This window comes from Planctopirus sp. SH287 (assembly GCF_056500625.1).
On sequence record NZ_CM151403.1, the window covers coordinates 5,246,496 to 5,271,558 of the forward strand.

The 25,063-nt window shown below is 53.4% G+C and carries 22 protein-coding genes; 11 read left to right on the top strand and 11 right to left on the bottom strand.

Annotated elements, in window-relative coordinates; all coding sequences use genetic code 11:
* Window positions 1-128: 128 nt before the first annotated feature.
* Entirely contained in the window at window positions 129-1,166 is a 1,038-nt protein-coding gene (locus SH287x_RS19540; protein WP_479516077.1) for a hypothetical protein, read from the top strand.
* Between the two features lie 226 nt (window positions 1,167-1,392).
* On the opposite strand, the gene SH287x_RS19545 is transcribed toward SH287x_RS19540, so the two are convergent.
* The 3 genes from SH287x_RS19545 to SH287x_RS19555 all read right to left on the bottom strand — a co-directional run bounded on the left by SH287x_RS19545 (window position 1,393) and on the right by SH287x_RS19555 (window position 4,005).
* Window positions 1,393-2,361 carry a metallophosphoesterase family protein gene (locus tag SH287x_RS19545; protein ID WP_479516078.1) on the bottom strand — a complete coding sequence of 323 codons (969 nt, stop codon included), beginning with the start codon at window positions 2,359-2,361 and terminating at the stop codon, window positions 1,393-1,395.
* 78 nt (window positions 2,362-2,439) lie between these two features.
* Complete coding sequence (locus tag SH287x_RS19550; RefSeq protein ID WP_479516079.1) at window positions 2,440-2,904, bottom strand: carboxypeptidase-like regulatory domain-containing protein; 465 nt, start codon at window positions 2,902-2,904, stop codon at window positions 2,440-2,442.
* 33 nt (window positions 2,905-2,937) lie between these two features.
* The gene (locus SH287x_RS19555) at window positions 2,938-4,005 is read right to left on the bottom strand and encodes a DUF1559 family PulG-like putative transporter (RefSeq protein WP_479516080.1); all 1,068 of its coding nucleotides are present in this window, start codon (window positions 4,003-4,005) and stop codon (window positions 2,938-2,940) included.
* Window positions 4,006-4,596: 591 nt separating this feature from the next.
* Here SH287x_RS19555 and SH287x_RS19560 point away from each other — a divergent pair.
* The 3 genes from SH287x_RS19560 (at window position 4,597) to SH287x_RS19570 (ending at window position 8,302) form a co-directional block, all read left to right on the top strand.
* A complete protein-coding gene (locus SH287x_RS19560; RefSeq protein ID WP_479516081.1) occupies window positions 4,597-5,670 on the top strand; it encodes a DUF1559 domain-containing protein in 1,074 nt (357 codons plus the stop codon).
* 214 nt (window positions 5,671-5,884) lie between these two features.
* Window positions 5,885-7,483, top strand: a complete 1,599-nt coding sequence (gene guaA / locus SH287x_RS19565; RefSeq protein WP_479518742.1) for a glutamine-hydrolyzing GMP synthase — start codon at window positions 5,885-5,887, stop codon at window positions 7,481-7,483.
* A 492-nt stretch (window positions 7,484-7,975) separates the two neighbouring features.
* Window positions 7,976-8,302, top strand: a complete 327-nt coding sequence (locus SH287x_RS19570; protein ID WP_479516082.1) for a hypothetical protein — start codon at window positions 7,976-7,978, stop codon at window positions 8,300-8,302.
* A 774-nt stretch (window positions 8,303-9,076) separates the two neighbouring features.
* Here the strand turns inward: SH287x_RS19570 and SH287x_RS19575 are convergent.
* The 4 genes from SH287x_RS19575 to SH287x_RS19590 all read right to left on the bottom strand — a co-directional run bounded on the left by SH287x_RS19575 (window position 9,077) and on the right by SH287x_RS19590 (window position 13,420).
* Window positions 9,077-9,916 carry a hypothetical protein gene (locus SH287x_RS19575; RefSeq protein ID WP_479516083.1) on the bottom strand — a complete coding sequence of 280 codons (840 nt, stop codon included), beginning with the start codon at window positions 9,914-9,916 and terminating at the stop codon, window positions 9,077-9,079.
* A 38-nt stretch (window positions 9,917-9,954) separates the two neighbouring features.
* Window positions 9,955-10,638: an HAD family hydrolase gene (locus SH287x_RS19580; RefSeq protein WP_479516084.1), complete on the bottom strand. Its 684-nt coding sequence runs from the start codon at window positions 10,636-10,638 to the stop codon at window positions 9,955-9,957.
* 81 nt (window positions 10,639-10,719) lie between these two features.
* Window positions 10,720-11,496 carry a 2-amino-4-hydroxy-6-hydroxymethyldihydropteridine diphosphokinase gene (gene folK, locus SH287x_RS19585; protein WP_479516085.1) on the bottom strand — a complete coding sequence of 259 codons (777 nt, stop codon included), beginning with the start codon at window positions 11,494-11,496 and terminating at the stop codon, window positions 10,720-10,722.
* A 613-nt stretch (window positions 11,497-12,109) separates the two neighbouring features.
* The gene (locus SH287x_RS19590; protein ID WP_479516086.1) at window positions 12,110-13,420 is read right to left on the bottom strand and encodes a DUF1573 domain-containing protein; all 1,311 of its coding nucleotides are present in this window, start codon (window positions 13,418-13,420) and stop codon (window positions 12,110-12,112) included.
* Between the two features lie 685 nt (window positions 13,421-14,105).
* Between SH287x_RS19590 and SH287x_RS19595 the strand changes: the two genes are divergently transcribed.
* Window positions 14,106-15,611: a lipopolysaccharide biosynthesis protein gene (locus SH287x_RS19595; RefSeq protein ID WP_479516087.1), complete on the top strand. Its 1,506-nt coding sequence runs from the start codon at window positions 14,106-14,108 to the stop codon at window positions 15,609-15,611.
* 5 nt (window positions 15,612-15,616) lie between these two features.
* Here SH287x_RS19595 and SH287x_RS19600 read toward each other — a convergent pair whose 3' ends face one another.
* Window positions 15,617-16,495 (bottom strand): LysR family transcriptional regulator, encoded by an 879-nt coding sequence (locus SH287x_RS19600; RefSeq protein WP_479516088.1) that lies wholly within the window; start codon window positions 16,493-16,495, stop codon window positions 15,617-15,619.
* Between the two features lie 296 nt (window positions 16,496-16,791).
* Between SH287x_RS19600 and SH287x_RS19605 the strand changes: the two genes are divergently transcribed.
* Together SH287x_RS19605 and SH287x_RS19610 are read left to right on the top strand one after the other, a co-directional pair.
* Window positions 16,792-18,384, top strand: coding sequence for a catalase (locus tag SH287x_RS19605; protein ID WP_479516089.1), 1,593 nt, complete (start codon window positions 16,792-16,794; stop codon window positions 18,382-18,384).
* Window positions 18,385-18,512: 128 nt separating this feature from the next.
* Window positions 18,513-19,211 (top strand): ankyrin repeat domain-containing protein, encoded by a 699-nt coding sequence (locus SH287x_RS19610; RefSeq protein ID WP_479516090.1) that lies wholly within the window; start codon window positions 18,513-18,515, stop codon window positions 19,209-19,211.
* A 228-nt stretch (window positions 19,212-19,439) separates the two neighbouring features.
* Here the strand turns inward: SH287x_RS19610 and ispH are convergent, their stop codons facing one another.
* Window positions 19,440-20,381 (bottom strand): 4-hydroxy-3-methylbut-2-enyl diphosphate reductase, encoded by a 942-nt coding sequence (gene ispH / locus SH287x_RS19615; protein ID WP_479516091.1) that lies wholly within the window; start codon window positions 20,379-20,381, stop codon window positions 19,440-19,442.
* Here ispH and SH287x_RS19620 point away from each other — a divergent pair.
* From SH287x_RS19620 to SH287x_RS19630, 3 genes are all read left to right on the top strand, one after another.
* On the top strand, window positions 20,380-20,568 hold the full coding sequence (locus tag SH287x_RS19620) for a hypothetical protein (RefSeq protein ID WP_479516092.1): 189 nt from the start codon (window positions 20,380-20,382) through the stop codon (window positions 20,566-20,568). The genes ispH and SH287x_RS19620 overlap by 2 nt on opposite strands.
* Before the next feature lie 183 nt (window positions 20,569-20,751).
* A complete protein-coding gene (locus tag SH287x_RS19625) occupies window positions 20,752-21,189 on the top strand; it encodes a hypothetical protein (RefSeq protein ID WP_479516093.1) in 438 nt (145 codons plus the stop codon).
* A gap of 126 nt (window positions 21,190-21,315) precedes the next feature.
* Window positions 21,316-22,341, top strand: a complete 1,026-nt coding sequence (locus SH287x_RS19630; RefSeq protein WP_479516094.1) for a DUF1559 domain-containing protein — start codon at window positions 21,316-21,318, stop codon at window positions 22,339-22,341.
* Window positions 22,342-22,700: 359 nt separating this feature from the next.
* Here SH287x_RS19630 and thiS read toward each other — a convergent pair whose 3' ends face one another.
* The gene (gene thiS, locus SH287x_RS19635; protein ID WP_479516095.1) at window positions 22,701-23,000 is read right to left on the bottom strand and encodes a sulfur carrier protein ThiS; all 300 of its coding nucleotides are present in this window, start codon (window positions 22,998-23,000) and stop codon (window positions 22,701-22,703) included.
* The gene (gene def / locus SH287x_RS19640; protein ID WP_479516096.1) at window positions 22,988-23,578 is read right to left on the bottom strand and encodes a peptide deformylase; all 591 of its coding nucleotides are present in this window, start codon (window positions 23,576-23,578) and stop codon (window positions 22,988-22,990) included. Before def ends, thiS begins: the two co-directional genes overlap by 13 nt.
* A 437-nt stretch (window positions 23,579-24,015) precedes the next feature.
* Here def and SH287x_RS19645 point away from each other — a divergent pair, with 437 nt between their 5' ends.
* Window positions 24,016-24,942, top strand: coding sequence for an SHOCT domain-containing protein (locus tag SH287x_RS19645; protein ID WP_479516097.1), 927 nt, complete (start codon window positions 24,016-24,018; stop codon window positions 24,940-24,942).
* Window positions 24,943-25,063 lie beyond the last annotated feature (121 nt).

The window sequence follows — 25,063 nt, forward strand, 5'->3', positions numbered from 1 at the left end:
CTAGAACCCCTCGAAAACAGTCGGCAAGATCTGCCCTTCCATGCGCCGTTGGTGCGAACAAGTGGCATGTTTTTGCCGATTCAGTGAATTAACCCGTCCCCCGGGTTCGCTTCGGAAGGGAGTCTGCCGTGCGAACGTTGCTGAATACCGTGTTGCTTCTGGCGATGATGACAACGTCCAGTCTGGATGCGCTGGCCACTGACGCTGCCCGCAACAAGTCTTATCCTCTCACTAAAGAGCATGGCCCCTGGATGATCATGGTCGCCAGCTTCAAAAGGCCACCGGAAGATCGCCGGACTGAAACCGGCCTCACTGCCCGGCAGGCGGCTGATGAACTCGTCTATGAACTGCGTAAAGTCGGCATTCCCGCTTACGTCCATGTTCAGGAAGGCCGGGTCGAAAAACTGCAGACAGTTGACCGATTAGGGCGTGAAGATGACCGCATCTTCGCCGCTCAACGTGGCATGATTTCGGTACTGGCTGGCAACTATGCTTCCATTGAAGGGAAAGACGCCCAGCAGACACTGCGTTATGTCAAAAAGTTCCGACCGAAGTTTTTGGATGATCCCGCCAGCGGTGCGATTTTCCGCGAGACTCCTGGTCAGAGAGGGCCATTGGCCGGCGCATTTTTGTCGATCAACCCCATGATCGATCCCTCCACTTTACAGCAGAAAAGCGATCCACTCCTTCGCGAACTGAATTCCAATATGCATCATGGTCTGGTTGATGCCAAAGGCAAATACAGCGTCAAAGTGGCGACCTTTCAGGGACGACAACTCAGTGCCCTGGGGAGTGACGCTGTCGCCAAGGGCGCAGTCAAATTTGATCGCTCGCTCGCCAAATCGGACGGCGTCAATCTGAACACCGCCGGCGAAGATGCCGAACAGTTGACCTTCGCCCTTCGTCAACGCGGGGTCGAAGCCTATTGCTATCACGGCCGCTATGAATCCTATGTCGCTGTCGGAGCGTTTCAGTCCAAGGACGATCCACGGGTTGCCGAGTTTGCCCGCCTCTTTGGTGCCCGGATGAAGACCAATCCTGCCACCGGCATCGAGAATTTCACTGCGGAAACCTTAGTTCTCCCCGGTGCCAAGAAAACGGATCTCCCACTGAAGACGTTTGTCTTCGATGCGAACCCGGTCGTGATTGACATCCCTCGCATCTAAGAACTGGCGCAGGGATTTAGGATGTCTTGTCAGCCGTCGTGGATTTGGTCAGCCGTCGCAGCATGAATTGGCCAACTCACATCAATCCATTTTAGTAAACTTGACCATACCAACTATATTCCCTCGCCTGTTCTCAGCGAGAAGGATATGCAGGTTTTCGGACAGCCTCTCGTCGTGAATTTTCCAAAGTCACCCGCACTTATTTTGCATATGGTTTTTTAGCTTTTCAGCCCAATAGTTTTCCGTTGGCGCAATCCGTTGTTTCTATGTAGTTATTCAACAGCGTTCCATCGGCTTTAAGATCAATCGTGGCATACCCCATTGGCGTCCCTGCAACGCTGTTATTTCCTTCGTAGCGTCCCGGCTTATTGGTCAGGTGGTATTCCCACCATGCGCCACTAAAAGCGCCATTGCATACAAAACTAAGGTTGGCAAAAGAAAAAGTGTCGATGATATGCTCGTGACCCGAGAAGAAATAAATGGGTCGCGACTGAAGCCGCCAATCGACCAGTTTGTCAACAATTTCATGCTGGCGTTTTGACATGCCCGATCGTGCGACTTGCTGAGCGGTCAGGATTGGCTGGTGACTCATGATGAGAACTGGCAAGTCCGCCTGGAGTTGAACTTCTTCGTGCATCCAGCGGAGTTGTTCAGCATCAAACAGTCCGTCGTGATTGCCGTCGAGAACAATCACCAGCCAGCCTCCTAACCGGTAACTGAAATAGGCCTTTTCCTGTTTCAGCCGTTTCAGGGCATAGGCTTTCCCATACATAGAATCGGAACGGTTCGGGGAAGCCCACCACATGTCATGGTTCCCCAAGGCCGAAAGCACCACGCGCCCTTCAAGCTGAGGGGCGACGACCCGATCCCATAGTTGCCATTGTTCCAGCACACGTTCTTTAGAAATGTGGGGATAGTCAGCGGCATAGATCGAGTCGCCCCCATTGAGAATAAGGTCGATCTGCCCGCACTCCTGAATGGCTCGCTTCAAAAGACGATCGCAACGCTCCGCCGCAAAATCTTCTGGCTTAATATGGATATCCGTGAGATGCAGGATACGAAGACTCTCTGAAGGAGCAGGCACAGGTGACGATGGGAACTCTCGGGCGTACGTGTGCAGTGCCACTGAACCAAACCCAAGCCCCGCAGTCCATCCACAAGCCTGACCAAGAAATCGCCGCCGTGAAACGATCATGCCTGCCCCAACGAATAATGAGTAGTCTTTGTAATTCTAAGCTGATAATCGTTGCCGCATGCTGGATGAACGTGAGAACTACTTCGAGAGATTAAAGTCCAGTTGAGTCTCTCCCTGTTCACCAATTTCAGCTTTCAGACCTGATGTTTTAATATCACTATATTTTCGGGGCAGTAAAAATTCCATTTTTAATCCCTTCGACAAATCTCCTTTGCCCGCATCAATTTCTTCTTTGGTGTAATGAGTGCTGTCAATATTCTTGGAGATGACAACGTGATAAATTCCAGGGATCACCCCATCGCCGGGATTTCGCGTTCCCATGAGAAAATGACCTTCCGCATCTGTAAAACTCGATGCCGCCTTTGTTCGGAGGCCTCCATCAGTCGGGATAAAAGTGACGGCGGCTCCTTCGACGGGCTGCCCTTCATAGTTCACAATCCCTTTAGCGGGAACCATGCCGGAGTCGCTACGTGCCCAGCATCCCACCTGTACGGTCATCAGGCTGAGTTGCAATAAAAATATCGCGCAGATTCGCCATGGCATGGCGTTTCTCCTGTAAGCGGAAAATATCGTCATTTAATATTCTACAACCTCGCCGCCATTGATCGCTCCCAATCCCCCCCAAACCCCATAAGGTGACCGGCCGCTTCTGACATTTCTTGCGAGTGCCGACATATCTCCGGTATCAATAGAGTCAGAGATAAATCTCACGGAACCATCGCCCATGCAGACATTGACTCCTCCCGAGTGATAGCTGTTAGCGGCATTAAAGCTCGGGCCAACCGCCACATTGGAGGCATGGTAACTACACGATGGCCCATTGGGCGGGATAATCGTCTGAAAGCGAACGGTGCCCATTCCCCAGTAGCCGAAATAATGCCCCGCGCCCCCTTTTGCCGTGGTGGCTCCGCTGCGGCCGGGCAGCGTGAGATTATACCTGGCTCCTGAGCGGTAGGTCATGCAGGTTTGAGGGCCACTATCGTAGGCCTGAACGTTGAAAAGTGTCCCGCCACGAATACGATCTTCAATCGCATTCTCGGGAGAAATGCAACGTTCGCTGATAAATACGGTGTTTGAAAGACCGTCAACAACATCTCGAAAGCGTTTGATATTATCCACCGGGAAAGCGGATCGGGGGTTCTGTAGTCCCGAGAATCCTGCGCGACCACTTCCATGATTGTACTGTTGAACCTGATGATCCCCTTCGGAATAGCAATAGTTCGTCGCTGTTCGGCCATCAGTCGGAAGAGAGGCAGAATCTGAAGGGCATAAGAACAGGGGAATGTTCCCCATCCAAGCCTGATTGACACCCCATGGCTGAGTGTTAAATCCATCTGCCGCTAACAAGTTGTACCGCGGCGCCTGATCGATGTAGGGGAGGAGCATCACATGTGGCGAGTAATCATAGGTTCTGACTCCGCCCAGGCCAAAACACGGGATATAGCCTGTGGATGATTCATAGTTATGAATCGCCAGACCTAGCTGCTTCAAATTGTTGACGCAGGCAGAACGACGCGCCGCCTCGCGGGCCTGCTGAACAGCGGGGAGCAGCAGCGCAATCAATACGGCGATAATCGCAATAACGACGAGCAGCTCAATTAACGTAAACCCACTTCTGTTAAACGGCAGCCATTGTTTCTTCATAATCATCTCCACGAAAAGTACAAAAGAAAACGATGTTGATGCTGCGGAACGATACCGGCGACAAGATGTGACCACCAGTAGAATATTGTGACATTAAATAAAAATTCATCCTTAACTCGCCCTTCACATCAGAGAGTTGTGATGGCTTCTCTGGAGTGCGAGGTTAAGTCTCGCGATTTCCTGGGCGGTCTTGTGGTCGCGATGGTTCAGATCGCCTCTTTGAAAATCCCCGGTATCCATCGATATTTCACGAACTGACGCGGTTTTTTCGTAGCCTTCCGCCGACGGAACGGAAGCCATAACCAGAATGATCACAAATGGTTATGAAAACGCAACGTCAGCACCCATCGATCCCAGGACTCTCTCTGTGCCTGCTTTTCAGCCGTGACTTCCTCTCAATCCGATCAAATAAAGCCATTTTTTTATTGATCAGTGCCAAAGCATGTCTGGACTGAGATTGGTGGAAGCACCTATATTTGTAGTGGTGTTCACGAAATCCACACAATTGGCTTTGAAATGTTACAGGTCGCTCGCCCTTTGACAGTTTCTCCCAATCACTTTTCAAGATTTTACGACTGATGAGGAGGTTTCATGTCATTTCAACGCCGGGGCTTTACGCTCATTGAATTGCTGGTTGTGATTGCGATCATTGCGATTTTGATCGCGCTGCTGCTGCCAGCCGTGCAGCAGGCCCGAGAGGCCGCACGTCGCACGCAGTGCCGTAACAACTTGAAGCAATTAGGGTTAGCTCTTCACAACTACCACGATGTTTTCGGCACGTTTGTCCATCGTCGTGGTGGAACCAATGGCCCGACCTGGGATTCTGTACCTCATCACAATTCAGAGCGGCGTTCTGGTGTGATTGGCCTGCTGCCATTTATTGATCAGGGGCCTTTGTATAACCGTATTGAAGCCGGTGATCTCACTGCCACGCCTGCTGTTGGCCGCGGCGGTGACTGGGGTTGGAATTCGGGAAACAGTGGGGCTTGGGCCGTCTGGAACGTCAGCCTTAATGCATTGCAGTGCCCTTCAGATTCTTTTGCAGCAGGCCCGGCACAGAACAACTACGTTTTTTCCATTGGTGATACGATTACCAACGCCGATTCCCTGCGAAATGTCCGTGGTCTGTTTGGTTACGCCAATACCGTCGGCGTTCGCCATTGCACCGACGGGACAAGCAACACCATTGCTATCAGCGAGCGATGTAAAGGAAACACAGGCGCCGGGCCTGGCAATACAAAACGTACGAACATGGGCATTGCTCTTGGCAAGTCGGGGTTAGCAACGAACCCTGCTCAATGCCGTACGGTGGCAAGTGGGAACTACTTCCTCTCCTCGGAATCTGTGAAGGAACGGTCGGGAACCTGCTGGACAGATGGGCGACTGGAACGATCCGGTTTCTCAACCGTCCTTCCTCCGAACTCTCCCTCATGTGCAGAGGGTTCCAATGGTGACGCCGATTCGGTGACCGCCATCATCACTCCTTCCAGCTATCATACGGGTGGTGTCCATGCCCTGTTTGCCGACGGTGCCGTCCGTTTCATCTCGGACAACATCGACACTGGCAACCTGGCTGCAACCGCTAACACAAGTGGCCCAAGCCCTTATGGCGTTTGGGGTGCCTTGGGAACCCGTGATGGTGGTGAAGTTGCCGGCAACTTCTAATGGATTGATCGTAAACGCCTGAATTTTCCGATTGATGACAAAAGCCCTGCATTTCTGAATGGGGGGCTTTTGTCTTTTTCTCACGGAACCTCAAGTTCATTTGCCGTTGGCGATCAAGGTTGCCACAATAACGGTTTGCTCCCGAGTCCACCTTGAACGCCGCGTGAAAGTGTGGCCGGGAAACCGTTTGCTCGATGTCGGAACATTTCCCGCCATGACCGGTGCCCCTCGGTTCACACCATCTTCCAGCAACACCGATGCCGCCAGCCGGCTACAGTCTGAACTGGTTCTCGTTCTGGACTTTGGGTCACAAACGGCCCAACTCATTGCCCGTCGCGTTCGCGACCTCAACGTCTTCTGCCAACTGGTTCGCCACGACATCAGCGCAGAACGTGTTCGTGAACTGGCCCCACGTGGAATTATCCTTTCTGGTGGCCCAGCCAGCGTTTACGGCGAAAAATCTCCCAAATGTGATCCTGGGATTTTTGACCTCGGAATCCCCATTCTTGGCATCTGCTACGGCATGCAACTCACCTGCCAGGCGCTGGGTGGTCAGGTCAAAGCCGGAAAAACCCGCGAGTTTGGCCGCACTTCGCTGGAAGTGAACTCCGAACATCCTTTACTCGCCGGGATGCCTCAGAAGTCGACGGTCTGGATGAGCCACGGCGATCAGGTCGAGCAAGTTGGAGATCAGTTTGTCTCCATCGCTCACACCGAATCGTGCCCTATGGCGGCCGTCCGCCATGCGTCCCGAGAAATCTATGGGCTGCAGTTCCATCCCGAAGTCACGCATTCCGAGTACGGCAAGCAACTCCTCGAAAACTTCCTCCGTTCGATCTGCGGCTGCAGCGGCACCTGGCAGATTGAATCATTGATTGACCAGCAAGTCGCGGCCATTCGTGAGCAAGTCGGCACCAGTCGGGTGATTTGCGGACTCTCGGGAGGCGTCGATTCCTCCGTTGTGGCCGCTTTGCTTTATAAGGCTATTGGTTCGCAACTCTCCTGCATTTTCGTCGATAACGGTCTGCTACGAAAAGGGGAGTCGGATAAAGTTCGCGAACGCTTCCAGAATCACTTCAAAACAGATCTGCATGTGGTGGATGCCAGCCATCGGTTCCTTTCAGAACTGACGGGTGTGACCGATCCTCAGCGGAAGAGAAAGATCATTGGCCGGGTCTTTATTGAAGTCTTTCGTAAAGAAGCCGAATCGATCACCGATGCTCGGTTTCTGGCTCAGGGAACTCTCTATCCTGATGTGATCGAATCTGGCGGTTCAACCGATGGCCCTGCCGCGACGATTAAGTATCACCATAATGTTGGTGGGTTGCCGGAGCAGTTGGGGTTTGAGCTGATCGAACCGTTGCGGGATCTCTTCAAAGACGAAGTCCGCCGAATGGGACTGGCACTGGGTCTCTCCGAAGAGTTGATCTGGCGACATCCCTTCCCCGGCCCCGGCCTGGCAGTGCGATGCCTGGGCGGAATTACCTCCGAGCGACTACAAGCTCTGCGGGAAGCCGACGCCATTGTGCTGGAAGAACTTCGTAAAGCGGGTTTGTATCGAGACATTCAACAGGCCTTCGCTGTCATTCTGCCCGTTCAATCGGTGGGTGTCATGGGGGATGGCCGGACTTATGAAGAGACAATCGCGGTACGGGCTGTCTCTACCGATGATTTCATGACCGCTGACTGGTATCCGCTTCCTTACGATGTGATGCGTGTCCTTTCAACACGCATCATCAACGAGGTTCGCGGCGTAAATCGTGTCGTTTATGACATTAGTTCTAAACCACCCAGCACGATCGAATGGGAATAAGCCCGTTGAATTAGTGATTGAATCGTTGATGGTGAATCTTTGAAGTCGGCCACTCTCTCTCTGGTGGCCGGCTTCTTTTTTCGTCCATCCCCGTTTCAAATTCTTCGCGACCTTTCCAGTTCATGTCATGTCAGGTCAGTTGCACCAACGGCAGGCTCCGAGAATAACGATTCTTTCGTGTGATGCCGGAATTCAACCGGGCGCCAATGGAGACTGACAGATCTTTTCAATGTCATGAAACGCAGTGATTCAAAGCCAAGGTTGCAGCGCGCCAACAACAGTTTTGTCTTTGTTGTTTTTTGTTATCGTGACTCGTGGCGCACTGCAATTCAGCCGTGATGAAGGCAAAACCTGCGTCGATTTTTGGCAACACTCATTCTTGGCACACCGACTGCCTAGAGGGAAAGCACTCGACGAGCTGTCAATCAAAGTTGTGACAAGGTGTTGCGACGATTAACTCCTCGCTCGTCCCTGGTGCCGGGAGTGCTAAGAATGCTGACTGCAATGTATCGTGACGAAATGGGTGCTGTGATCTCTGCGGAACTCGTGCTGGTTCTGACCGTGCTGGTTCTGGGAGTTATTGTCGGCATGAGTGAAGTCGCGGTGGCGATTAACACGGAACTCAACGATCTGTCAAACGCTTTCGGCCGCCTGGATCAGTCGTACTGCTTCACCGGCTTCAAAGCTTCCAGCAACGGTAAACTCAAGAGCTATGTCGCTGGCACACACTACAAAGATAGTGTCGATGATTGCGACGTCAACAGTAGCTGCGAACTCGTCTGTGGTTCGTGCAGCATTGGTTACGCCGAAGGGAACTGATTCCGTTCCTCTGCCCAGTAAAAGCACAATTGTCGCGTGCTGGGTCTCTGAAACAAAGCAAGTGTGTGAAGACGTGGCGGGGGGTGCGATCCCTGCCACGTCTTTTGCCTTTTGACCGCCACTGTCATTTGACTGCCGCTGCTGCTTTCAACGTCAAATCAAGAACAGGTCGCATCAGTGATCATCGCGGCAAAGAATCAGAACTTTAACTGAGACCCCCTTGCGGGGTTTGGGGCGGCGTATGAAGGCCAGTTGTTTGTTGACGAATGGGTCTTACGCCGCCAGAGGGCAGGCTTGCGGGTGAGGGGGATTTAACTATCCGTGTTTCAGATAGATATCTGATAACACTTTGTCAATGACGGTATGCTCCCTTGCGGGGTTTGGGGCGGCGTATGAAGGCCAGTTGTTTGTTGACGAATGGGTCTTACGCCGCCAGAGGGCAGGCTTGCGGGTAAGGGGGATTTAACTATCCGTGTTATCAGATAGATATCTGATAACACTTCGTCAATGACGGTACGCTCCCTTGCGGGGTTTGGGGCGGCGTATGAAGGTCAGTTGTTTGTTGACGAATGGGTCTTACGCCGCCAGAGGCCACGCTTGCGGGTGAGGGGGATTTAACTATCCGTGTTTCAGGTAGATATCTGATAACACTTTGTTGATAGCAACGTGCTCCCTTTCGCCGAGAGTCACGCGATCCCCCTCATCCGGCCTTCGGCCACCTTCTCCCTCGAGGGAGAAGGGTTGGAGAGTTTTCGGGCAGGTACTGAGAACGTATTAGGGCGTTTTGTTGTGTTTTATTCGCAGTGACTGAATTCTCACATCCCGTGGCCCATATTGCGTGTCATAAGTACCAATCAGAACTTGTCCGCCGGCATAGTCCCTGAGCGCCATTTCATGGGCCAGCCTGAACGTGCCCACTTTCAGACTGACGGCCTGATTGCTAACCGTCAGTACTACCGGTTGCCCTCCTTTCCATTCAATCCGGCCAAACTCCGTCTGAGAGTCTTTATCAGCCACACCATCTTTGAAATAGCAGTGATACCAGGGGGAACCGCTCACACGTGTGCCCATCTGATAGAGGACATTGCCGGTGCCATCCTTCCAGCCAAGCAGGATGAACCAGCCGCCTGTCCCTTCGGCCTGGATCATTCCTTCCATCTCAAAGTTTTCAGCAGTTGCCACCTCAATGGCCGCATTGGCCCCCGTTACGCGGGTCAGCAATGCCCCGGCGATTCCAAATTCGCCATTGATCGCAAACTTTCCTAACTGATGAGGATGACCGACCGCTGGCCCCACCAGATCCAGACTTTTGACCAGCTTCAAAGGGCTTCCTTCAGGAAGCGGCTGAATGCTGGCCCGACGCTGACGGGGTGGGAGATACAGCACTTCCCATTTCGCCGTCGATAACTGCGGCTTAGAAACCTGCTGAGACTGCGCTGTCGACAGGAAAAGTGACCCACCAGCAGCCACTGCAAGACTCGAAGCCAAATATCCCGAGGTGGTCTGTAGCCAATCCCGGCGAGAAAGCCATGGCTGTGCCTGTGGTTGTAATTGTGGCTGTGGCTGTGCGGGTCGATCACCAAGGGGATTTCGACGAGTTTCAGCAGATGACATAACCTGGCCCGTCATAACAATGGAAAGATTTTCCCCTGTTATAAATCAGTCAGCCACCGTGTGTCATGCAGATTTTCGACCAGCCAGTCTGGCTCAGCCGCTTTCAATGCCTCGGACGAATAAACACCAGTCGCCACGGCCACCACACGCGCGCCAATCGCCCGGCCACATTTCACATCTGCGGGCGTATCACCAATGACGATCACCGGATGGCGGCTCAAATGAGGCTCACGGCTTAGCAATTTCTCCCAAACCATCCGTGCGACATCATCCCGATCAACGTGATGGTCGCCAAATCCTCCATCGACAAAATGAGACTCGATTCCAAAATGCCGTAATTTGATCCAGGCGGCTTCTTCAAAATTTCCCGTCAACAGAGAGAGCCGCCATCGCTGGGAGAGTGTGAGCTGATGCAGTAATTCAGCCGCTCCTGGCAACAATTCCCCCGCATGCGTCTGAAGGTATTGCGGCAGGCGGGACAGATAGAGATCACGCATCCGACCCAACGACAAGTCATCACAAACACCTTCGTGAAATTCGAACAAATCACGGGTGATTGCCCGGTCGGTACGTCCCGCAGTAGGAATCCCAGTGATTTCACGCAACGAGGTGAATTCGTCGCGGAAAGCGGCTTCCATCGCGGCTTGTCCTGCCCCTCCGGCGTCGATCAATGTGCCATCGATATCAAACAGGATCGTGCCGCGAAAGGAAGGTGTTGTCATTGTTTTCCACTGCTCATGAATCAAGAGATATCAACATTTCCAGAGTCACCCGGCGTCGAATGGGAACCTCATTACCACCTGTCATGAGGGATTTTCTCCGGGTTCTGAAATTCGTTCTGGTGAGTCGGTCGCCGACAGCAGGATGTGGTAGACATCATGAAAACTGCGGGCTGGACGTTCTGCGGAATCAACCAATCGCAATGGTGAGGTCTGTTGCAACCAACCATCACGGAGATCATAGGCACCCACTGTCCCAGTGATAACCAGATATGCCTGATGCGCCGCTTCCAGGTCGGTTATTTCCACTTGAGGAAAGACCGCTTGCAGCTGATGACGAAGGGAAGACATGGTGACTCCTTCGTCAACTTCCAGCGGCCCTAAAGCGACTTTGAGCGGTCGAGCGGCCAGTTGTTCGTGCAATCGCCGGAACGTCTGGCGATGGACGGGATGAGTCAGTTCACCAGCGATCTCTACCAGTGGGTCAAGCACAAAACGGCGGTACCATGCCGCGGGATGAGGAACAGAAAGCTGGGGTAAGCGAATGATGTTCTGGCCGTAAAGAATCAGATCCAGATCAATCGTTCTCGGCCCCCAGCAAACACCACGCGTTCGGCCAAAATGAGTTTCAATCGCCCGCAAATGATCCAGAATTTCCAGGGCGGGAAGCGTTGTTTCCAAACGGCAGGCCGCATTAAGAAACACATCGCCCGCATGTTCACCGATAGGAACAGTGCGGTAAAGATGGCTGGGCTTTAGCGCAGCGATTCCCGGAATTGCGGCCAGCATCTGCCACGCCGACCGCAAGGTCTCCGCCACGTCTCCGAGATTTCCACCCGCCGCGATACAACAGGTCGGCATAAGCCGCTCACCCCGCAATCAATCCTCATGAACTTCCGGCTTCGTTATGCCAACGATTGTCGCCGGTAAACGAAGCCATCTGCTGAGGCTACCGCAGACAAACTCAGGCATCCAGCGAAGAGGGGGTAAACGGATTTGCCACACCCTCTCCCCTTGCGGTGCCCTTGCGGGCTTCGTGGCGGCGTATGGGGGTCAGTCGTTCATCCGCGAATGGGTCTTACGCCGCCAGAAAACAGTTGTTAATGGATTTGCTCCTCTCCCATTCCGATGGGAGAGGCTGGGTGAGGGCGAGCCGATACTTAAATAAGCGGTCTTCCTGCATGCTCGTCGAGAGAGATCCAGGCACACTTCTCTATTGAGAACGCCCATTGGAAAATCCCTCACCCGGCACTGCGTGCCACCCTCTCCCGCCTGCGCGGTGCCCTTGCGGGCTTCGTGGCGGCGTATGCAGGCCAGTAATTCATCCACGAATGGGGCTTACGCCGCCAGCCCCTTGCGGGGTTTGGGGCGGCGTATGAAGGCCGGTTGTTCATCCACGAATGGGGCTTGCGCCGCCAGAAAGCCATACGTTCCCTCCTCAGGGAGAAGGGTTTATGTGTTGCCGGATGGGTTTTCAGATGCCGCTGGGTAGTGCGGGGAGTCCCTCAGGGGCAGGGACAGAGACAGCAGGTGATGATGTTGTGGCTGGTGCCGACACAATCGTGCCATTGGCCTTAAACTGAATGGCATTGGGCCGACCAGGGAGCGAGATCGTGAAGGTCTCGTTTAATGGCCCGCTGATATTGGGAACTTTCAATGTCATGGGGAGCACATGGACGGTGCTGGTGGTGGTGGGAAGCTTCACCTGGAAGACCCCATCAGCCGCATCGCACTCGATCTTTTCAATGGCAAACGCATTCTTTGAGCGAACGACAACTTGCAGGGATTTGGTGGTTCCTGGAACCAGATTCCCCAGAGTCAGCACCGAGGGAGTCACCACAAATTCAGATTCCACCAACCCATTAAAAGGGACAGGGACAGCAGTATTCCCACCATCGTTGGTCATCACCGACAGTATGCCACCAAAGACGCCAACGGGAATCTCAGGTGAGGCTTTGGCAACTAACTGATAGTTGACCGCACCGCCGCTGCGTGATGTTTCGACCACGGTGGCGGAAACCATGGGATGTGATGAGGTGATCGATGTAATGGCCCAGTCGGCACGCCCTGCATAGGCCACCGTCACGCGGGCTTCCTTGCCAGCACCGTAATCAAAGTTACCGAAACTCACGTTCCCGGGAGTCAGGACAACGTCGGTGCGAATATAAACTCGCAAGGGAATCTGAACTTCAATCGTGCCCACATTGGCGATGGAAAAAGTGACGAAGACATTGGATGTCTTTTCTCGCATGAACTTGTAGGTGTCCATGCGAATCTCGACGTAGCCTTCTTCCCCGCTCTTGAGCAGGCGTGTGCTTAGTTCGGCCTTTGAACAGCCGCAACTGGTGCGGGTGCCAAGGAGCTGCACATCTTCTTTATAGATGTTGCGGATCTTCAGGCGGTAGACAGTGTCTGCCCCCCGGGCCACCGTGCCGAAGTCGATGTTCTGACGCTCCAGCATCTTGGTTGCCCAGTTTAATTCCTGAGCCTGCGCTGCTGATATTAAAGACGCCACAATCCCTACAGCCAGAATGCTGCACGGGATGCTCACTGCGACCATACGAAACATGTTGAGGATCATTCCAAAAGTCCTGGCAAATCCACGGTTCTGGCTGACATCGAAATTCAGTTGGCATCGATGATCAGCACGGGATGGAACACATGCTACGCAAGAGCAGCCAGCTCCTTCACTGAACGAAAGGTTCAATGTTCCCATTCCATGGGCTTCTCCATCAATCAATTCAACCAGATCTACAGTATCGGACAAGCTAAATACGCCCGACATGAAACACTTTTTGTGAATTCCACGTCATGCCCGCCTAGCCGCCAGAAGCAGGTTTAATGTTAATCGCCAACGCGTTTTCACCAACCCCACGGTCTGGGTGTCCGAGGCTTCTTCTCCTGATGTTGTGTCTGGTATTGATGTTAGGGCAGTATCCGCGTCGGAATTTGCAGCCGACGTTCACGTTCTGGATCTATCCCCTAGCTCATGCTTAAACCCAACATCCTCTGTCGCAGATGCTTAAAATTGACCGAAAGAGTTCTGTAACAAACTGATAAGGAGAATCGACTTAACACGAGCGCGAAGTTAGTTCACAAGGTGCAAAATGTCAACATGGCCGACGAGACGCCATCGCACATGGAAATCTCGGCAAAGCTGCTTCAATACAGGAAGTGCTCTTATTCGGAAATTCTTGCCGATTATCAGGGTTTGCTTTCAGGGCGTGAGTTGTGTCGTTGGTTGCAACTTCAATCAGTTTCATTGGTTACGAATAAAACCCATGACCTTTGCCAGATTCCCGCTCTTACCGGAGTCCGAGAATTCCGCCTGTGTCAGTTTCTCGACCTAAGTTTACACGTGAGTCGGTGTCGAGTTGGGTGGAAATTCTGCAGATCCCGATTTCCAAAATCCAGCTGCGGGTCAGATGTGGGGCTGTCAGTGGCTACCACCCAGAAAAGTGAATGGCGAGATGGCTGGTCATAATCTTAAGGCAAACCTCCTGTTTACGTGGGCTGCTCATCTGGCAGCTTTGGTGACAGGTTTTTTCCTGATGCCATACGTCATGGGCGTCCTGGGGGATGCCTCGTATGGGAAATGGATTTTCATTAACTCCTTTGTCGCTTACGGCGGTCTCCTTTACATGGGGATGGGAGAAACCATCTGCCGGTACGTCGCCAAGTATCACAGCGAAGGCGAATACACCAAGCTGAACGAAATCGTGACCATCGTGGCCTCGGTTTATCTGGTGGGCGCCTTGTTTGCCTTCCTTCTCTCTGTGGTGATCGCGCTGTTGTTGCCATGGGTGACCACCTGGAGTGGCCATGAACTCTTTGAAATTCAATGGGTTGTTGTCATTCTCGGCCTCAATCTCTCGCTCTCATTGCTGGGCAGTATTTACGGCGGCGTGCTGATGGGCGTACGCCGATTTGACCTCGAACGAACCGTTGGCGTTGTCTTTGATCTGGTTCGTGTGGCATTGATTGTCGTCTTTCTCCATCAGGAATATGGTCTGCTGACCATGGCTCTGATTTATATGGCGATCACTGTTCTTGAAAACGGTTCGTTCATGATTCTGGCCTGGCGCGAACTCCCTCAACTGAGGATTGGCCGCGCCCATTGGAAATACGCCGTCCTGAAAGAATGCACGTCGTTCAGTTCCATGGCGCTGCTCAATAACCTGGCGCAAAGTCTGATCTATGCCACAGACAGCATTGTCATCGGCTTCCTGATGGGTGCCGAAGCCATTGTCCCTTACTACATCGCCATGCGTCTGGTGCAGTTTATCCGGCAACCCATTGAAAAAGTGGCCTTTATCTGCATGCCGACCGCTGGCGCCATGCAGAGTTCGGCTGATCGCGGCAAACTGCACCGACTCTTTATGCAGGCCATTGGCGTCACGTTCCTGTTGGCAGCCGGCATCAATCTGGGTGCTTACTACTTCGGTGGCGACCTGATTCAACTCTGGGTCGGCGGAGGCTACGAAGAGTCTCATCGACTGCTGGTGATCCTTCTGGCGGCGACCGTCGTCACCCTGCCTTGCAATCTGCTGCGATCCTTTCTGCTGGCCCAGGGGACGATTCGATTTCCCGCCATGATCTATTTTGCTGAAGCCCTGGCAAACCTGGTGATCAGCCTGATTCTTGGTTGGACAATGGGACGCCTGGGCGTCGCGATCGGAACGCTGGTGCCGGCTGTGGTGTTGGAAGGAGCCATTCTGCTCCCGGTGGGCCTGTCGATTCTGGGAATCTCGTGGGTGCGGCTCATGAATGAAGCTGTGCGACCTCAGATGGTGCCGCTGGCTCTGTTAGCCATCTATTGCCTGATTGTCAGTCCTCAACCCTGGGCGCATGGCAGCTGGTTGGCCCTGGTCGGTGTCAGCGCCGGAGGGGGAGCTGTGCTGGGAATCTCGTGGATGATGCTGCATTTCCCTCCCGCCCACTGGCTGCCACGCTCACTTCGCCGACAGGAAGCTTGATTCCGCTATGTTTTCGGCCATTTACGAATAAAGTCGAGCGCTCGCTTGAGCAGCAATGTCTGATATCGATAACTGTTCCAGACCAACGCGATGGTGCGTTGTGGCCGCTCTCCCTGAAGTGAGAGATAAACACAGCGGCCTTCATGATCGAACGCTTTGCACATGGTTGGGATAAAACTGACCCCCTGACCCCGACTGACCAGTTCGGTGATGGTTGTCAGTTGGGCCAGACGACCCGTTTCCAGCGGGGCGGCATCTTTACGGCGGCAATACTGCGCCACATGCTCCGTCAGACAATGGGCTTCACCCAGTAACAGAAGCGTTTCACGGTCAAGTTCTTCAAAAGACACCTCCTTGAAGTCTGCCAGACGATGCCCATGAGGAACAGCCAGCCACAAGTCTTCGTCAAACAGTGGTTCAACTTCGAGATGCTCAATACGCACCGGCAGAGCCACAATCGCCAAGTCCCATTCGCCCGTCTGAACTTTTTTGAGGCACTGCTCGGTCACATCCTCGTTAAACTTAAAAGTGGCACGTGGGACAGTCTCACGAAAGCGACGGACAATTTCCGGCAGAAAATAGGGTGCAATCGTCGGGATCGCCCCAATGGAAAGCTGGCCCGTCTCGCCATCGTCTGTGATCTCCCGACGAGCCTGATCGACCAGCATGACAATCTGTTCGGCACGACTTTGAAGCAGCTTTCCTGATTCTGTCAGTTCCACCCCCCGGCCTGAGCGCTCGAAAAGCGGCTGTCCCAGTTCCTGTTCCAACTTGATAATCTGCTGGCTGAGCGATGGCTGAGAAACAAAGCACTCCGCAGCCGCTTGGGTAAAGTTTCGCAGCTCAGCGGCCTTCAGGAAATAACGCAGTTGATGAAGTTCCATAGGCACAACCTTTGTGACGCATAGGACGAACCCCGGTTCCGGTTCGCTGTTTTGCGAGTAATCTCAACACTGTTCTGATGCGAGATGCTCAGCGGAAATGGCGGATATTGTTTTGTGATCTCGGTCTGGAAAAGCGAGCATGCCGCATTTGTGGCACGTTCGCCAGTTGTGAAGAACATCTCATTGCCCGGACTGTCGTGGCTTCACAGTGAGGTGGGCAAACAGCAACATTCAACAGCAATTCGATGGCAGCAGATTTTTTTGTGAATCAAGCAACCCGGCAAAAAAGGAACTCCATGATGCACAGCAGTCGTTTGAAATCGTTGGTCGCGCTCTTTGGTAGTAGTTTATTGTTAGCCGGTACCGCGTTAACCACCTTAGCGGCAGATCCGCCCTCCAGCTCAAAAGCTCCTCGCTTAACAGAAGATGGTGCCCAGCCTGTGGGTGACAATCAGAACAGCCGGACGGCTGGCCCGCGGGGCAGTGTGCTGCTGGATAACTTCCACCTGATTCAGAAGCTCTCGCGATTTGATCGCGAACGTATCCCCGAGCGTGTGGTGCATGCCCGCGGCGTTGGCGCTCACGGCGAGTTCGTCAGCTACGGTGACTACTCCGAGTTCACGCGGGCGGCCTTATTCTCACAAAAGGGGAAGGTCACACCCACGTTCGTGCGGTTTTCGACAGTGATCCACCCCAAGGGGTCACCCCAGGAACTGCGTGATCCTCGCGGTTTCGCCGTGAAATTCTATACGGAAGAAGGAAACTGGGATCTGGTGGGAAACAACCTGCCGGTCTTTTTCATTCGTGATGCGATGAAGTTCCCGGATATGGTTCATTCGCTGAAGCCCTCACCCATTACGGATCAGCAAGACCCCAATCGCTTCTTTGATTTCTTCTCACATCTCCCTGAATCAACGCAAATGCTGACGTTTGTCTATTCGGATCAAGGGACACCGGCCAACCTTCGCCAGATGGATGGCTTTGGAGTTCACGCCTTCAAATGGGTCAATGCCCAAGGGAAAGTGACCTATGTGAAATTCAACTGGCACAGTCTGCAAGGCCATGCGACACACACGGCTGCTGAAGCCGCCGCTGCCACAGCCAAGAACCACAGCAATCATACGGAAGACTTGTACGACAATATCAATGCAGGAAAATTCCCCAGTTGGGAATTGGGCGTACAGAGGCTCAAGCCGGAGGATCTGGACAAGTTTGATTTCGATCCCCTCGATGCCACGAAGACCTGGACGGGAGTCCCTGAAATCAAGGTGGGCAAGCTGACACTGAACCGTGTGCCTGCGAACTTTTTTCAGTTCACAGAGCAAGTCGCTTTTTCGCCTGCCATGGTCGTTCCCGGAATTGAACCTTCCGAAGACCGCTTATTGCAAGGCCGTCTCTTTTCCTATGCGGATACCCAGCGCTACCGAGTGGGAGTTAACTATTTAACACTCCCCGTCAATGCACCGCTGGCTGCGGTCGATAACAATAACCAGGACGGGTTTATGAATTTTGGTGTCACGACTTCGGATGTCAACTATCAGCCTAGCATCAAAGCCGGATCGCCTGTTGATAACGCCGAGTTCAAGTATAGCCAGGCTAAATTAGAAGGTTCTGTGCAGCAGCGTGCGATTGAAAAGACGCTCAACTTTCAACAGGCCGGTGAACTTTACCGATCGTTCACTCCCGAACAGCAAACCAACCTGATTTCTAATCTCGCGGGTGATTTGGGCAAGGTGAAAGACGAACGAGTCAAGCTCCAGATGGTCACGCATTTCTATCTGGCGGATGCTGAATATGGCACTCGACTGGCGAAGGCGGTTAATGTCGACATTAACAGTGTTAAGGCAAGATCCGAAGCCGTTAAAAGCGGGGCAATGCCTGATAAATAGTTAGTGATTAGTAAGGTGCATGGAGTAAAGCGGAATGCGCCAGTCTTTACATTTCCCGCTCAATTGGTGCATTCCGCTTGCGCTCCGTGCACCCTACTTAATACATATCTATAAAACGTGAGGCGAGCATGCTTCGTCACCGAATGCTCCGCTGGCTGTCCCGTGCGGCCATGACTTTAACCGTCTTTACTATATTGGTCGGGTTGGCCGGATGGGCGGCCTTTGAATGGTCGTTCCCCATGCCCGAGAAAACCGCGCTGGTTTCTCAACAGGGGGTCTTGCTGGATGAAGCCCAGCAGGCTCAACTGGTGGAAATGGTCTTTCAAGCCTCGCGGGAAGACGATGTGGAAACTGTGCGGGAGTTTCTGTGTGAAGGATTCACGCCGAATGTCCGGAATTCTCGCGGCGACACACTGCTTTCCGTCGCGGTCTATAACGGCAGTTCTCGCGTGGCCCACGAATTGTTGGCCCATCATGACATCGACCTGGAAGCCAAAACCCGTATGGGTTTGACGGCTCTCTCAGCAGCAGCTTTCAAGGGAGAAAGCGAGCTGATCAGGCAATTGATTAATCGTGGTGCTGACCCCAACCGGACTAATGGAGTCGGGCAGACACCGCTGATGTTCGCCGCGCTTTCTGGAAAACTGGAAGCCGCTAAAATTCTGGTCGAGCGAGGGGCAAAACCAACGGCACAGGATCATCTGGGCAACACCCCACGTTCGCTGGCACGCATTCAAGGCGCCACCGATGTGGTCGCCTGGCTGGATCAGTTTGCAGGGGATAAGTTAACGGATGTGGAAGAGTCACTTGAAAAAGCGGAAGACTAAATACCCCTCACCCCGGCCCTCTCCCGCAGGCGGGAGAGGGAGTTTTAATCCTTCTCCCTGAGCGAGAAGGTGGCCGTAGGCCGGATGAGGGGGACGTGTGACTCTCTGTGAACGGAAGTATGTTGTCATCGATGAAGTGTGATCGATAGCTATCTGAAACACGGATAGTTAAATGCCCCTCACCCCGGCCCTCTCCCGCAGGCGGGAGAGGGAGTTTTTGGATAGGGTCTAATTGCGCTGGAGTTGCATGGCTCGCAATTCTTTGGGGAGCGGGAAGGAGACGTGCTCTTCACGAATGGTGCGTTCATCTACCACAGCGCCATAGTGCGTGCGCAGATATTCGATGCAATCCTGTACGACCACTTCAGGCGCGCTGGCACCGGCAGTGATCAGAACGCACTCAACTCCTTCAAACCACTCGGGCTTGAGTTCATTCGAGCCGTCGACGAGGTAGGAAGGCTTGCCGCCGTTGGCGCCCAGTTCCATGAGGCGCCGACTGTTGGAACTGTTCTGGCTCCCCAGCACAATCACCAGATCAGCTTCTACGGCCAATTGGGCAACCGCTTCCTGTCGATTGGTGGTGGCGTAACAGATATCTTCTTTCGGCGGTGATTTGATCCCCGGGTAACGGCGTTTAAGCGCTGAAATCACGCGGCTGGCTTCTTCCACCGAGAGCGTGGTCTGGGTCAGGTAAACCAGTGGGTCTTCCTGTGTGAAGGAAAGCTTGGCCACATCGTCGTCGGTCTCGACCAGCGTGATGCTCTGAGGCGCCTCACCCATCGTGCCGATCACCTCGTCGTGTCCTTCATGGCCGATCAGAATGATGTTGAATTTTTCACGTGCATACTTAATGGCTTCCAAATGAACTTTGGTCACCAGAGGGCACGTGGCGTCGATGGTTTGCAGCTTCCGCTCGCGTGCCGCCTGACGAATGACTGGAGAGACGCCATGCGCGCTGTAAAGGAGGATCGATCCTTCCGGGACTTCATCAATCGTGTTGACGAAGGTCACCCCCTGGCGCGTGAACCGATCCACCACATACTTATTGTGGACGATCTCATGGTAGACAAAGACGTTCGGGCCGAACATCCGGATCACTTCATCGAGGCATTCGATGGCCATGTTCACGCCGGCGCAGAAACCACGAGGATTTGCCAGAAGGATTCGCATGCGATCTGTCCCTGAAGGCGGTGCGCCAGAAGTCACTTTGTTCACACAGAAGAATCATAACAAGAAATGGGCTGTCGTCTCTCAACTCGGGATTTTCGCTCTGCTTCCCGGAAAACAGACTTTCCCGAACGTCAGACAGCGCAGTGGCGAGAGATCTCCCAAAAAGAAGCAAGGAAGTTGCCGTTGAAACGGTCGGACTTCCGTGTCAGCCCTCTTCAGTACGTGTACTTTTGTTGATATTCAAAAAAGAGGGGCTAACAATTGATGTTCTCATGCTAATCTGTCGATATGATCTGGCTAAGCCGACTGGGGCAGGATAACGTATTCTTAATCTTCTGATATTCTTGATTGGTACTCAACGGGCGTCATTATGTGGTCTATTCGCGGTGGTTTGGGTGTTTTGTTTCTGGCCAGCGGCCTGCTGGTGTCTCTGAGCGGATGTGGCGGCGATGGCATTGATCGAGCGGTTGTGAAAGGGAAAGTCACTTTTAATGGTCAGCCGCTGGAGTCGGGATTGATTCTGTTTGTGCCTGAAGTCGGAACCACGGGCGCCCCGGTGCAGATTCCCATCAAAGACGGCGAATTCAATTCATCCACTGCCTCGACTAACCGGCAGGGTGTGGTGGTTGGGAATAATAAAGTCGAGATCACGTCCATCCAGGCCACCGGCAAGCAAGTCAAAAATCCCGATGGTGTCATGGAAGCCCAGCAGGCCCAGGTGATTCCGCCCCGTTACAACACCAGCACGGAACTGACAAAAACAGTGCAAAAGGGAACCAACGAGTTCACGTTTGAACTGACCAAATAGCTTTTCGTCATGCACTCTTCCTGATAAATCACGTCAGCCATTAAATCTGTTTCTCCGATTGCTGCTAAGTCCTATCTCTATTTTCCGTACTGACTTTTCCTGATCATTGATTACTGAGGGATTGCCATGTTTCCACGTTCGTCCTCCCATTCACCGCAGATGTTACGACATCGATCCGCCTTTACTCTGATCGAGCTGCTGGTGGTGATTGCGATCATCGCCATTCTGATTGCGTTGCTCTTGCCAGCCGTGCAGCAGGCGCGGGAGTCGGCTCGCCGAACCGGTTGCCGGAATAATCTGAAGCAAATGGGTCTGGCCCTTCATAACTACCACGATATCTACAACTGCCTGCCCATCGGCTGCCTGTTTGAAGACCGTGGATCAGTCACCTTGCCTAACGATTCCAACCGCACGACGTGGATGGCCAGAATCCTGCCCCAGATCGATCAGGCCCCGCTGTTCGCCAAAGTTGATTTCAGTCGTCGAGGTAGCGGCTCCTTCGATCCCAACAATGTGCGGAATACGAACATGCCTGCCTACAGATGCCCAAGTGATATTATTATCCGCACAACCCTTCATGCGGATCATGCTCCCACGAGCTACGCCGCCTGTATTGGAGGAAACCATTATCGCCTGCATGGCAACGGGGGAGTCGTCGCGACATCCACTTCCGGTCATGGCAGCCAGATTGCCGGAAACGGCGAATGGTCACGCATGGTACTCAATAATGGCACCGAACCTGGAGTCTTTGCTCCGAATAGCCACTGCCGATTTTCACGGATTACTGATGGCACATCGAACACCATGGGCGTTGCTGAAATTATTGCTGGACATGACATTAAGGAAATGACTGGTACAGACGTAATAGATTGTAGTCAGCCAGGAACAGTCCGTGCTCGCCGTGGCTACTCCTGGATCTGGGGTAACACTTCCACTTGGGCTTACACTACCAACACCACTCCGAATTTCAACAGCGAAGATTGCGAACGCTTTGACGTTTACATCAACGCGGGATCCCGAAGTAAACACACTGGCGGTGTGCATGTTCTGCTGTGCGACGGTGCTGTTCGTTTCGTCAGCGACAACATCAACCGCGATATCTGGCGTAACCTCGGCCAGCGCGCCGACGGAAACGTCATGGGCGAGTTCTAACCCGGATGCCATGATTTAACGGCGCCGTGTGTGACATGCTTGCTCCACCCTTGAGCAGTTTGGGGTGGCGTATGAGAGTCAGTTATTGATCCACGATTGGGTCTTACGCTGCCAGCCCCTTGCGGGGTTTGGGGCGGCGTATGAAGTCAGTTGTTGATAAACGGATGGGTCTTACGCCGCCAGATCGGTGGGGACATACTCAGTGCCGTGTCACGGCTTTGTCTTCGGGATGATGTCGCCGCAACGTCCTCCGTTGTCGGACTTAACAACAGAAGAGACCCGAATTTTATACTTTGACTATGCACTCAGGATTGATGCCTTTTGTGCCATGCTCGAGCAACGCGTTGAAGCGGAAGGGACTAACCGCCCCCGACCAGCGTCACAACCTCCAGAAGATCGCCGGGAGAGAGCAGGGTGGTCGCATGGATTTTTCGGGAAATCACCTGACCATTCAGCTCAATCGCCAGATACCTTGGCTCCAGTTGCAGGAGGCTGACCAAAGCAGTCAAGGTCGTGGCTGCGGGGATCTCGCGTGGCTGACCATTAATCTGGACGGTAATCGTCTGTGCTGGGATCGTCTGTGCTGGGATCGTCTGTGAGGGAATCATCTGTACCGGGGTCGTCTGTGTGGGGTCGTCGTTTGCCTCTATTTCGGCCATGAAACCAGCCTTTGCTTGAGAGCCTCGGTCGACTCCACTTCACCAGCCGCCTGACGAGCCACAAATTGACGTTGATATTCGTCAATCGCGGACTGCTTTTCTCGCTTCACACTCTCTGCCAGACGATCGATAAACAGCACTCCATCCAGATGATCATTCTCATGCTGCACCGCCCGGACGGCGAGATCATCTTCTCTGGCCGATAGTTTGAACTCGAAGCAACGCCCTTCGAGGTCAAAGGCTTCAATCAATACTTCGCCGGCGCGCTTCACGGGAGCGTAAAGTCCGGGAAAACTGAGGCAGCCCTCTTCCCCTTCGCACGTTCCTTTGCGATTGAGGATTTCGGGGTTAATGAAAACCAGTTCTTCGTCTTTTTCAGCCGCATCACCCGTCAGATTCAAGACAAAAAACCGTAAGGGAATTGCGACCTGATTAGCCGCCAATCCCACGCCATTCGCGGCGTACATCAATTCAAACATCTCGGAAACCGCCTTGCGCAATTCCGAGTTGATCTCCTGAACCGGAGCCGATTGATGCCGCAGGGCGGGATGCCCATATTTGACGATTTCCAAAGCCATGAACCATTCACCCGTCTAAGACGTCTTCTCATCCCGAACGACACGACTCGAACGAAACCGTGATTGCAACTGGGGATTGTAATCGGAGTAAGCCAGGAATCGAAGCGCGGAACAATTCCTACGCATTTCCAGCGAAAATTTCGCCAGATGTCGCCAGCCAGCAACTGGTGCCAGAAAATGCAAGCATGGGACACAGAACGCTATATCCAATGGGAATGCGTCTCAGTCATGAGCCACCTTTCACGTTGCCAACGGATGTTAACAAGTGGTGAATTTCCACAATGGAGGCTGTTGCCGCGTAGGGATCTTCGAGGCGACGCTGTAACACGGCACTACTTATTCCCCTGGATTACTGGTACTGTGGGTTGATTGGTCGCCGCATCATTCGGGAGGACGACAGTCAGCACGCATTATTAACGGGCCGTGGGAGTTTCATTATGCAGCGTCTTACCGATCAGGGTTGGCAGAAAGTTCTGGAACTTTCACAGCGTTATAACGTCAGCACGGACGCTGTCATGACGATGCTTCAGGCGGTCTCCAATGGCGGCGGAACCATGGCCCAATTCTTTCATTCCGAACTCGGCGGCGGCGGCCAGTGGATGCAGGGCGGGATGACAATGGTCGGGGACATGTTCAATCATGGCCTCAAGAACAAGGTCGACGGCCTGTGTAGCGAACTGTCGCAACTCCTTCAGCAGCAGCCTTTTGTCCCCACGCCTCCACCGGCTCCCCGACCCGCGTTTCAGAACTTTGGCGGTCAATCCCAGTCGCAGGGTGGTTCAGGTCAGTGGCAAAACGGCCAGCAGCAGGGCAACGGCAATGTCAGTTTGTTTGTTCCCGGCTCTTTCGGAAACTCGTCGGGGTCATGGTGGCCGGCGGAACTCGGCAGCCCCAATGGCAGCGGCGGCCAGAACAACATTCGCTATGCCTACTTCTCGAACTCCCGGCGGCTGGCTGTCGATATCGGCGGGCGAGTGACGGTTTACGACACGCTCGACAATCAGATTGGCGGCGTCTCGCAACAGCAGGGATCCGGTGGCTCGCTGACACTGACCAGCCAGTACGGCACCATCGATGTGGCAACGCTCCCGGTTGTCTCCGTCAACGGACAGCCGCCCCAGAACTCTGCACAGCAAAACCAGCAGCAGAACCAACCGGCCCCGTTCCACAACCCGCCCTCGTTTGTGCCCAATTCCAACTCAAATTCTAACTCAAATCCTAGCGGGAATGGTTCCAGCGTCACGAGTGATCAGGAAGCCGACATTTTCGCAAAGATCGAGCGTCTTGCAGGTTTGCAGCAGAAGGGGATGATCACCCAGGACGAATACGCGACGAAGAAGTCCGAATTGCTCTCCCGCTTATAATACCAGCCATGCCTGGCTCCCGAGAGATGCGATGTTAGCCGCTTCAGGCCGGTAAGCTTCATGTGAAATCAAAAGGCTTCGAGGAGTGCTCTCGAAGCCTTTTGCGGACATGTGATCAGTC

Excerpts from the sequence above, each read along its gene's own strand:
- guaA (WP_479518742.1), top strand. The coding sequence starts at position 5,885 with ATGACCGGTGCCCCTCGGTTCACACCATCTTCCAGCAACACCGATGCC.
- SH287x_RS19610 (WP_479516090.1), top strand. The coding sequence starts at position 18,513 with ATGCTTCGTCACCGAATGCTCCGCTGGCTGTCCCGTGCGGCCATGACT.
- def (WP_479516096.1), bottom strand. The coding sequence starts at position 23,578 with ATGGCTTTGGAAATCGTCAAATATGGGCATCCCGCCCTGCGGCATCAA.
- SH287x_RS19645 (WP_479516097.1), top strand. The coding sequence starts at position 24,016 with ATGCAGCGTCTTACCGATCAGGGTTGGCAGAAAGTTCTGGAACTTTCA.
- SH287x_RS19545 (WP_479516078.1), bottom strand. The coding sequence starts at position 2,361 with ATGATCGTTTCACGGCGGCGATTTCTTGGTCAGGCTTGTGGATGGACT.
- SH287x_RS19555 (WP_479516080.1), bottom strand. The coding sequence starts at position 4,005 with ATGAAGAAACAATGGCTGCCGTTTAACAGAAGTGGGTTTACGTTAATT.
- SH287x_RS19550 (WP_479516079.1), bottom strand. The coding sequence starts at position 2,904 with ATGCCATGGCGAATCTGCGCGATATTTTTATTGCAACTCAGCCTGATG.
- thiS (WP_479516095.1), bottom strand. The coding sequence starts at position 23,000 with ATGGCCGAAATAGAGGCAAACGACGACCCCACACAGACGACCCCGGTA.
- SH287x_RS19620 (WP_479516092.1), top strand. The coding sequence starts at position 20,380 with ATGCGATCTGTCCCTGAAGGCGGTGCGCCAGAAGTCACTTTGTTCACA.
- SH287x_RS19625 (WP_479516093.1), top strand. The coding sequence starts at position 20,752 with ATGTGGTCTATTCGCGGTGGTTTGGGTGTTTTGTTTCTGGCCAGCGGC.
- SH287x_RS19590 (WP_479516086.1), bottom strand. The coding sequence starts at position 13,420 with ATGTCGGGCGTATTTAGCTTGTCCGATACTGTAGATCTGGTTGAATTG.
- SH287x_RS19595 (WP_479516087.1), top strand. The coding sequence starts at position 14,106 with ATGGCTGGTCATAATCTTAAGGCAAACCTCCTGTTTACGTGGGCTGCT.
- SH287x_RS19560 (WP_479516081.1), top strand. The coding sequence starts at position 4,597 with ATGTCATTTCAACGCCGGGGCTTTACGCTCATTGAATTGCTGGTTGTG.
- ispH (WP_479516091.1), bottom strand. The coding sequence starts at position 20,381 with ATGCGAATCCTTCTGGCAAATCCTCGTGGTTTCTGCGCCGGCGTGAAC.
- SH287x_RS19630 (WP_479516094.1), top strand. The coding sequence starts at position 21,316 with ATGTTTCCACGTTCGTCCTCCCATTCACCGCAGATGTTACGACATCGA.
- SH287x_RS19575 (WP_479516083.1), bottom strand. The coding sequence starts at position 9,916 with ATGTCATCTGCTGAAACTCGTCGAAATCCCCTTGGTGATCGACCCGCA.
- SH287x_RS19580 (WP_479516084.1), bottom strand. The coding sequence starts at position 10,638 with ATGACAACACCTTCCTTTCGCGGCACGATCCTGTTTGATATCGATGGC.
- SH287x_RS19570 (WP_479516082.1), top strand. The coding sequence starts at position 7,976 with ATGCTGACTGCAATGTATCGTGACGAAATGGGTGCTGTGATCTCTGCG.
- SH287x_RS19600 (WP_479516088.1), bottom strand. The coding sequence starts at position 16,495 with ATGGAACTTCATCAACTGCGTTATTTCCTGAAGGCCGCTGAGCTGCGA.
- folK (WP_479516085.1), bottom strand. The coding sequence starts at position 11,496 with ATGCCGACCTGTTGTATCGCGGCGGGTGGAAATCTCGGAGACGTGGCG.
- SH287x_RS19605 (WP_479516089.1), top strand. The coding sequence starts at position 16,792 with ATGATGCACAGCAGTCGTTTGAAATCGTTGGTCGCGCTCTTTGGTAGT.